Consider the following 8,503-nt stretch of genomic DNA (forward strand, 5'->3'; position numbering starts at 1 on the left):
GGTGGAAATGGAATGACTCTGCCCATTTCCTATTTTCGATTCTATTTTCCCGAATATGTGCTGAAAACCCGGTTGCCGCCTAATTGCGCAACCGGGTTTCTCGACAGCCTGTGCTGTTTTGTTAATCAAAACAGCGTTCTTTTTTGGATACCGGCATGCGCAATGAAAAATAAATCCAGTCAGATAAAATCTGACTGGATTCATTCATACACATGAGCGCTCTTTCAGGACTTACTTGTCCAGACCGAACTTCTTGTTGAACTTGGCCACGCGTCCGCCGGTATCGACCAGCTTCTGCTTGCCCGTGAAGAAGGGGTGACACTTAGAGCAGACTTCCACCTTGATATCCTTCTTGGTAGAACCTGTCTCAATCACATTACCGCAGGCGCAAGTAATCGTAGTCTGCTGATAATTGGGATGGATTCCTTCCTTCATTGCTCTCGTTCACCTCTTTCTCTTTCAGACTACCGCCATGGAGCTTTCACCCCACAAAGGCGTTTAACAGTATAACACGCCCTTTTTCAAAATGCAAGGACTTTTCTGATTTCTTTCGATATTTTTTGTACCCACACCGGAGACCCGGTTTTATACCTCCACCGCCATGCCGGTGTGGAGGAAGTACAGCACCCGGCGGGTCACGGGCCGCTCCAGCACCCGGGTCAGGGCGGCGCTGTAGGCCGTCAGCTGGGGGCGGTACTGCTCTGCCCGCCGCCGCAGGGCCTCACCGGACACCCGGTCCGTCTTGAAGTCCACCACCGCCAGGGAGCCGTCGGGCTGCTCAAAGCAGCAGTCCACGATGCCCTGCAATAAAATTTCGTCTCCGGCGGCAGCCGCGGGGTCCGCCTCCCGGGCGTCCATGAGGAGGGTGAATGGATACTCCCGCAGGATCCGGGGGGAGTGCCGCAGCTCCTCCGCCAGCTCCGAACAGAGGAACCGGCGCAGTTCCGCCGTTCGGACAGCGGCGGCCTGCTCCTCCGTCAGCAGATGCCGCTCCCGCAGCTCCGCCACCTGGCCCGCCACGTCCAGATTGGAGAAATCCAGATATTGCAGCACCAGATGGGTGGCGGTGCCGCCCTCGGCGGCGGTGAGGCCCGCCGTCTCCTGCCGGAACCGGGGCCGTGTCAGGGGCTGGAGCACCGGCGGCACCGCCGCCTCCTCCGCGATCTCCCGGTCCGCCTCCCGGCCCTTCAGCTGGGTGGCGGTGAGTTTGGCGGGCAGGGCCGTCTCCGTCTCCCAGGGATAGGTGAATGCCAGCAGCGACGGGTCAAAGGGCAGCTCGTCCTCCGCCGCACCCCGCTCCATCGTCCGGCGGCGGGGGGGCTCCCGGTACGCCGCGCCGTCGTGGACCTCCACCTGCCAGGGGGCGGTGTCTCCGGTGTACAGGCCCTCCACGTCCATGTCCGCCAGCTCCCGCAGGGGCGCCGCCTCCGGGCGGCACAGCAGGGGCAACAGCAGCCAGTCCGCGAAGTTCCGTCCCTCCCCCACCGACTCCGGCAGAGCCGGACAGGACGCCAGCGGCGCCAGCCGCTTCATCCGGGTCCCGGCGTAGTGCATGGCGTCCACCAGGATCAGCTTTTCCCTGGGCCGGGTCATGGCCACGTACAGGATGCGCTGCTCCTCCGCCTTGTTCTCCCGGAGCAGCGTCTCCTCCAGGGCCTTTCGGGCCAGGGTGGGATATTTGATCTTCCGGTCCAGATCGACGCGCACAGGGCCCAGGCCCAGGATGGGATGTACCAGCACCGGCGTCTGGAAGTCCTGTGCGGAGAAGGCGTGGTCCAGATCCGTCAGGATCACCACCGGGAACTCCAGTCCCTTGGACTTGTGGATGCTCATGATGCGGACGCCGGCGCTGTCCGCCGCGCCCCGGGTCTGGGGGGCACGTCCCGTCTCGATGAGCCGCCGCAGCTGGGTGACGAAGGCGAACACGCCCCGGTAGCCGCCGTTCTCCAGCTTCTCCGCGTGTTCCGCCAGGGCGATGAGGTTCTCCCGCCGCCGCTGGCCGCCGTCCATGGAGCCGAAGATACCCAGCACGTCCAGCCGGTTGTAGATGTGCCACAGCAGCTGCTGGACGCTCATGTCCCGGGCCAGCAGGCGCAGTTCCTCCAGCGTCCGGAGGAAGGCGGCACAGTCCTCCCCGCCGCCGGCCTCCACGGCGCCGTAAAAGTTCCCCTTGGGCGTCTTTCCCCGGATCTCCGCCAGACGGTCCGGCGTAAAGCCGAACACCGGGGAGCGCAGGGCCGCGATGAGGGGCACGTCCTGCCGGGGATTGTCGATGATCTCCAGTAGGGACAGCATGGTGGAGACCTCCATGGTCTCAAAGAAGTCCCCGCTCTCCTCGAAGGCGCAGGGGATGTCCTGCTCCGCCAGGGCGGCGGCGTAGGCGGCAGACCGGCTGCCGGGGGAGCGCATGAGGATGACGATGTCCTCCGGGCGGCAGGGCCGCAGGGCGCCGCCGTCGGTGACGGGCCACTTCTCGTCCAGCAGGCGGCGGATGCGCTCCGCCACGAACCGGGCCTCCGCCGTCAGGCGCTTCACCGGACGCTCCTCCTCCCCCGCTTGCCGCTGGGGCACGGTGATGAGATGGAACTCCGTTGCGCAGTCCGTACGGGGCGGATAGTAGTCCGCGCCGAAGTGGAGGGCCTCGTCCTCGCCGTAGTCCATCTCCCCCATTTCTTTGGAGAGGATGTTCTCAAAAACGAAGTTGGCGGCGTCCAGGATCTCCTGCCGGGAGCGGAAGTTCTTGGATAGGAGGATCTTCCGCTCCTCCCCCTCCGCCGCCTCCGTCCAGGGCCGGAACCGGGCGTATTTATCCAGAAAGATGGTGGGATCCGCCAGCCGGAAGCGGTAGATGCTCTGCTTTACGTCGCCCACGGTAAAGAGGTTCTTCCCGTCCCGGGACACCGCCCGGAAGATGGCGTTCTGGACCTCGTTGGTGTCCTGATACTCGTCCACCAGGATCTCCCGGTACCGCGCGGCGATCTGGGTCCCCAGCTCCGTGGGCGTCCCGTCCTCCCGGACCAGGATGGTCAGGGCCAGATGCTCCTGGTCCGAGAAGTCGGCGGCGTTCCGCCGCAGCTTCTCCCGGCGGTAGTCCTCGGCGAAGTCCGCCGTCAGCCGCAGCAGGGCGGACATGGCGGGCGCGGCGGCGGACAGGTCCTCCATGGCCTCCGCCCCCGTGACGGCCAGCAGAGCGTCCCACTTTTTGGCGGCGTCCTTGCAGCCGTCCCACAGCCGCTTGGCGCGGGCCTTCAGCGGCCCGCCGTCGGCGTCCTTCACGGCGCCCAATCGGGGGAACGTCACCTTTCCGGCGGCCTGGCGGGCCTCCTCCCAGCCCGCTTCGGCGGCGGAGGCCAGGGCTTCCAGCGTCCCCGCCGTGTCCAGGAACCGCCCGGCGTAGCCCTTCATCAGGGCGGGACAGTCCGTCATCTGCGCCGCCGCCCGGCGGAGCAGGGCCGCCCAGTGGGACGCCCGGCGGCCGATCCCCACCAGCAGCACCCCGGCGTAGGGCGTGTCGCTGAAGTCCCCGCCGCCCCGGGCCAGTTCGTCCCAGCGGGCACGGTTTTCCGCCAGCCAGCAGTCCGGCCAGGCGTGGCTCTGGAGCTTTTCGTACAGCTCCATCACCAGCGCTGCCAGCGCCCGGTCGTCCCGTCCGAAGCCCAGGGTGTCCGCCAGGGACTGGTCCCCCCGGTCCAGACGGTCGTAAAACGTCTCCAGCGTCCGGTCCAGCACCCTCTCCCGCAGGAGCTTCGCCTCGTTCTCGTCCAGCACCCGGAAGTCCGGGGACAGGCCGTGGTCGTCCCCCTCCCGGGTCAGCAGATGGGTGTTCTCCCGCAGCAGGCCGGTGCAGAAGGCGTCCACCGTCCGAATGTCCGCCTGATACACCCGCAGGAGCTGGGACCGCAGGTGCCGGTCCCCCGGCGCGTCCGCCAGGCGGGCGGACAACTCCGCCGCGATCTTGCTCCGCAGCTCCGCCGCCGCGGCCCGGGTATAGGTGATGATGAGGAAGTCATCGACATTGCAGCCCTCCTCCGTGATGTACCGGAACAGCCGCTCCACCAGCACCTTGGTCTTGCCGGAGCCGGCGGCGGCGGACACCAGCAGGCTGCCGCCCCGGTTTTCCACCACGGCCCGCTGCTCCGACGTCAGACGGATGTCACTCATGTCCGCTCTCCTCCTCTCCGATCTCTCTCCAGAACTCCTCCGGCTTCACCGGCGTGATGTAGTGCAGATGGTCCCCCTGCCGTCCGTCCTGGAAGTGGCAGGCCGGTGCCCACTGGCAGAACTGGCAGAAGGTGTCCTCCTCACTGTGGCAGCAGGGGTCCGCGTCGATGTTGCCGTCCCGGACCTCCCGGGCGATCTGCCGCAGCAGACGGTCCACGTACCGGCTCAGCTTCCCCAGTTGGGCCGCCGAAGCCACGCCCGCCGTGATATCCCCGTCCTTATTGATCCGCAGGGGCAGATAGTGAGGCTCCGTCAGGGCCTCGTGCTCCATGGCCTCCAGCACCGCCCGGTCGTCCAGCAGCAGGCCGCTGCGGCGGAGGGTCTTCTTCCGCAGGGCCAGCAGCGCCTCCGGGGAGATGTTCCGCTCTGCCGCCAGCACCTCGTCTCTGGCCGGAAAATACAGCACACCGGCGGGCTCGATGTCGTGGCCGAAGTAGTCTCCGCCCTCCTTCTGGAGGGTGAACAGATACAGCAGCATCTGAATGTCCAGGCCCATGCGGACCTCCGCCAGATCGAAGCTCTTCCGGCCCGTCTTGTAGTCCACCACCCGGAGGTACAGCTTTCCGTCCTTCAGCCAGCCGTCCACCCGGTCCACCTTGCCGTTCACCCGCAGCTCCCCGCCCGGCTCGGAGATCACCACCGCCGGCAGGGCCCCCTTGTCCCCGAAGGACAGCTCGAATTCCAGAGGCACGAAGTCCGAGTGCCGCAGTTCCTCCGCCGTCTCCCGCACTACCGCCCAGGCGGTGGTCCGCAGGCGCCGGAACAGATACCGGAACCGGGGGCTGCGCTCCTGGAAATTCCGGTACTGCTGCTGCTCAAAAAGATCAATATAATGTTCTGTCAGCGCCTTCAGCGTCTCGTCCGGCACCTGGGCGAAGCCGCCCTGCTCCTTCACGTCCCGGGTGACGTTCTCCAGGATGAAGTGGAGGAAGGTGCCGATCTGAGGGGCGTCGAAGTCCGCCCGGACCCGCTCCTTCGCCCGGAGGCCGTACTCCATGAAATAGGCGAAGTGGCAGGAGTTCAGCCGCTCCATCCGGGAGGCGGACATGCTGAAATGACTGCCGTAGAGCTGCCGCACCGCCGGACGGGACAGCCGTCCCCTGTCCATGGTCCGTGCCCGGTCCATGGCCGCCAGCCGGGGGGCGAAGCCCTCCTGCCCGGCAAAATATTGCCACAGCGCGCCGCCGGGGCGGTCCCCTGCCGTCTCCAGCGCCGGGACCGGGGCGGTGAGCCGCTCCGCCCGGTCATCCGATCGCTCCACCCGGAGGGCGGGGAACAGCGCCAGGATGCGTCCGACCACAAAGGCGGGCCGCAGCTCCGCCCCGGTGACGTCCGAGGCGGGATAGCTGACGGTGAGCCGCTCCGTGGCCTGGGCCAGGGAGGCGTAGATGTTTTGCAGCTCCATGCTCAGCCGCTCCATCCCCCGGGGGGCCAGACGCAGGCCACGGGCCACCAGCTGGTCCCGGTCGTCGTCGTTGAGGATGCCGCCGCCGGTGCCGGGGGCGGGCAGCACATGGTCGTTAGCCCCCAGCAGGAACAGCACCTTCACCGTGTGTCGGTCGTTCCGGGTGATCTCACTGACGTTCACCTGATCCAGCGACACCGGGATGGTGCCCACGCTGTACTGGGTCAACACCTGCCGCAGCAGCCGGACGAACTCATCGGTGTCCATCCGCTCGTCCCCCAGGATCTCCACGAACTGATCCAGCACCCCGCAGAGGATCTCCCACAGCTGGGCCGTCTCCTGAGACCGCTGAAGCTGGCCCGCCTGAGCCAGCCGGTCCATCTGCTCCTCCAGGGCACGGGGCAGGTCCACCGCCTCCAGAAAGCTGTACACCGCGTCCGCCTTCTCCGCCGCGGTGTCCGCGTCCTTCAATCCGTTCTTCAGCAACAGTAGCGGCTCCCGCACCCGGCGGCGCAACGCGTTGATGTCCTCCAGCGCCGCCGTCTGCCGCTCTCCCCAGTCCGCGCCGTAGCCGTCGGGATTGGCGGTCCAGTCGTCCTCCTTCAGCCACATGGAGCCGTGGATGTCCCACGTCAGGGCGTAGTTCTCCAGCCGGTCGCACTCCGCCGGGGTCAGGCCCGCCAGTCCCGTCTTCAGGAAGCGGAACATGTCCTCGTACTCGCAGCCGCCGGTGACCGCCGCCAGCGCGCCGGTGAGGAGGGTCATGGCCGGAGTGTCCAGAATGTCGCTGCGGCGGCTGAGATACACCGGGATCTCGTACCGCTGGAACACGCTCTGGATGGTGGACTCATAGTCCGCCATGTTCCGGGCGGAGACGGCCATGTCCCGGTAGCGGTACTGCCCGGAGGCCGCCAGACGCCGGATGTCCGCCGCCGTCTGCTCCACCTCGGTGTAGAGATCCGCCGCCTCCCGCAGGTGGATGACGTCCCCCGTGTCCCCCTCCCAGGGGCGGTTCTCCCCGTAGAAGCACCGCTCCAGACGGGCCAGCGGCGTGTCATCCGGCCCGCCGGAGAGATACACCACCTCACAGGGACAGCCCGCCTCCGCCGCCAGACGGATCAGAGTGTCCCGGGTACGGTAGGACGCCTCGAAGATCTCGCTGCGTCCGCCCTTGGCCTCTCCCAGCAGCGTGACGGTGACGGACCGCGCCCGGCGCAGAAACACGCCCACCGCCCGCTGCTCCTGGGCGTTGAGATAGGTGAAGCCGTCCATGAACAGGTCTTTCCCGTCCACGTAGCCGGACTCCTCCAGATGGTCCACCAGCTTGCTCATCCGGTCCCGGGCGTCCAGTCCGGGGCGGCAGAGCCGGGAGCGATAGGCGCCGTACAGCAGGCTCAGGTCCGCCAGCTTGTCCCCGGTGGCGCCGGACAGGGCCTCCCCCTCCGCCGCCAGGGCCTCCGGCGTCACCTCGTAGCTCTGGAACTCGTCGAACAGGGCCAGCAGGTCCTCCAGAAACGCCGCCTTCCGGGAGGGACGGCGGTAGAGCTTCAGCTCCGGCGCCACCTCGCACAGGGCCTTCTGAAGGGTCAGCAGCTTGCCGCCGGCGTCCAGCGTCACGTCCGCAAGACCGCCGGTGCGGGTCAGCACCCGGGTGGCCAGACGGCGGAAGCTCAGCACCTCCGCGTGGCGGCTGGCGGTGTCGCCGCAGGCCCGGCACAGATCCACCTCCGCCGCGTGGGAGGCGTGCTCCGGCACCAGCAGGATCTGCCGGCCGCTGTCTCCCAGCTCCCGGATCTGCCGCAGGACCCGGGCGGATTTTCCGGTCCCGGCCCGGCCCATGAGAATGGTCAGCATGGCGTTTTCTCCTTTGTTTTTGATTACGGCCATTATACCATATCCCCTGCTCAGAAAACAGCGCACATTGCGTTTTTTGCCGATCCGTGGTATGCTGTACCCACCATCCCAGTCAAAGGAGCGTTTCCCATCATGGCCAGACATATCCCCAGCGGCGTCACCGCCGATCTGGCGCTCTGCCGCTTCGACCAGGCGCTGTCCGACGCCCTGCGGCCCTCCCCGGACTACGACGTGAATCAGTGGCTGTACGTGCCCAATGTCTACTCCGAATACCGGTACATTCTGGGCACCCGGGGTGCCCGGCCCCTGATCTGCGTGGGCATCAACCCCTCCACCGCCGCGCCGGACCATCTGGACCCCACCCTTCAGTCCGCCCAGCGGATAGCCCTGTCCAGCGGGTACGACAGCTTCCTCATGTTCAACGTCTACGCCCAGCGGGCCACCATCCCCGACGACATGGAGCCGTCCCTGAATCCGGACCTCCACGCGGAGAACCGGAAGGCCTTCGCCTATCTCCTCTCCCTGTCGGACCATCCGGCAGTGTGGGCCGCCTGGGGGAACATCATCGACAAGCGGGCGTATCTCCTGGACTGCGTCCGGGACTTCGCCGCCATGGCCCGGGACGTCGGGGCCGTCTGGTACTCCGCCGGACCGCCGCTGAAATCCGGCCATCCCCATCACCCGCTGTACCTGAAGCGGGGCACGGTCCTCCAGCCCTTCGACATGGACGGCTATCTGGCGGCCCGATGAGGGGTGCGCGTTTCCAAAACTCTCCCTTGCTGCAAAAAGAGCAGCTCCGTTTCAGAACGGAGCTGCTCTCAGGCTGTCGAGAAACCCGGTTGTGCAATTAGGCGGCAACCGGGTTTTCAGCACATATTCGGGAAAATAGAATCGAAAATAGGAAATGGGCAAAGTCATTCCATTTCCACCTTGCCATTTTTTTGAGGTTCATGGCAGCAAATTTAAGCTTCACCCATTTTGTTACTTGGGCCAAGCCTCTGTACTGTGTATAACGCATCGCGT

Annotated in this window: 5 protein-coding genes and 1 pseudogene; 2 read left to right on the forward strand and 4 right to left on the reverse strand. The window is 66.3% G+C overall.

The genetic code is table 11. The annotated features are described in order from the left end of the window. A partial coding sequence (locus ACTNBU_RS11945; RefSeq protein ID WP_441034254.1) for a hypothetical protein occupies positions 1 to 216 on the forward strand: 216 nt, incomplete at its 5' end. Between the two features lie 15 nt (positions 217 to 231). On the opposite strand, the gene rpmE is transcribed toward ACTNBU_RS11945, so the two are convergent. From rpmE to ACTNBU_RS11960, 3 genes are all read right to left on the reverse strand, one after another. After that, positions 232 to 435 carry a 50S ribosomal protein L31 gene (gene rpmE / locus ACTNBU_RS11950; protein ID WP_021748737.1) on the reverse strand — a complete coding sequence of 68 codons (204 nt, stop codon included), beginning with the start codon at positions 433 to 435 and terminating at the stop codon, positions 232 to 234. A gap of 150 nt (positions 436 to 585) precedes the next feature. Continuing rightward, positions 586 to 4,161 (reverse strand): helicase-exonuclease AddAB subunit AddA, encoded by a 3,576-nt coding sequence (gene addA, locus ACTNBU_RS11955; RefSeq protein ID WP_441034256.1) that lies wholly within the window; start codon positions 4,159 to 4,161, stop codon positions 586 to 588. Beyond that, positions 4,154 to 7,480 (reverse strand): PD-(D/E)XK nuclease family protein, encoded by a 3,327-nt coding sequence (locus ACTNBU_RS11960; RefSeq protein WP_441034257.1) that lies wholly within the window; start codon positions 7,478 to 7,480, stop codon positions 4,154 to 4,156. Before ACTNBU_RS11960 ends, addA begins: the two co-directional genes overlap by 8 nt. A gap of 132 nt (positions 7,481 to 7,612) precedes the next feature. On the opposite strand from ACTNBU_RS11960, the gene ACTNBU_RS11965 reads away from it, so the two are divergent. Beyond that, positions 7,613 to 8,230 (forward strand): DUF1643 domain-containing protein, encoded by a 618-nt coding sequence (locus tag ACTNBU_RS11965; protein ID WP_441034259.1) that lies wholly within the window; start codon positions 7,613 to 7,615, stop codon positions 8,228 to 8,230. Between the two features lie 97 nt (positions 8,231 to 8,327). Here ACTNBU_RS11965 and ACTNBU_RS11970 read toward each other — a convergent pair. Then, a pseudogene (locus ACTNBU_RS11970) lies at positions 8,328 to 8,503 on the reverse strand (IS5/IS1182 family transposase); the annotation flags it as partial.

Source organism: Dysosmobacter sp. HCP28S3_G4, from assembly GCF_052065175.1.
GTDB lineage: Bacteria > Bacillota > Clostridia > Oscillospirales > Oscillospiraceae > Oscillibacter.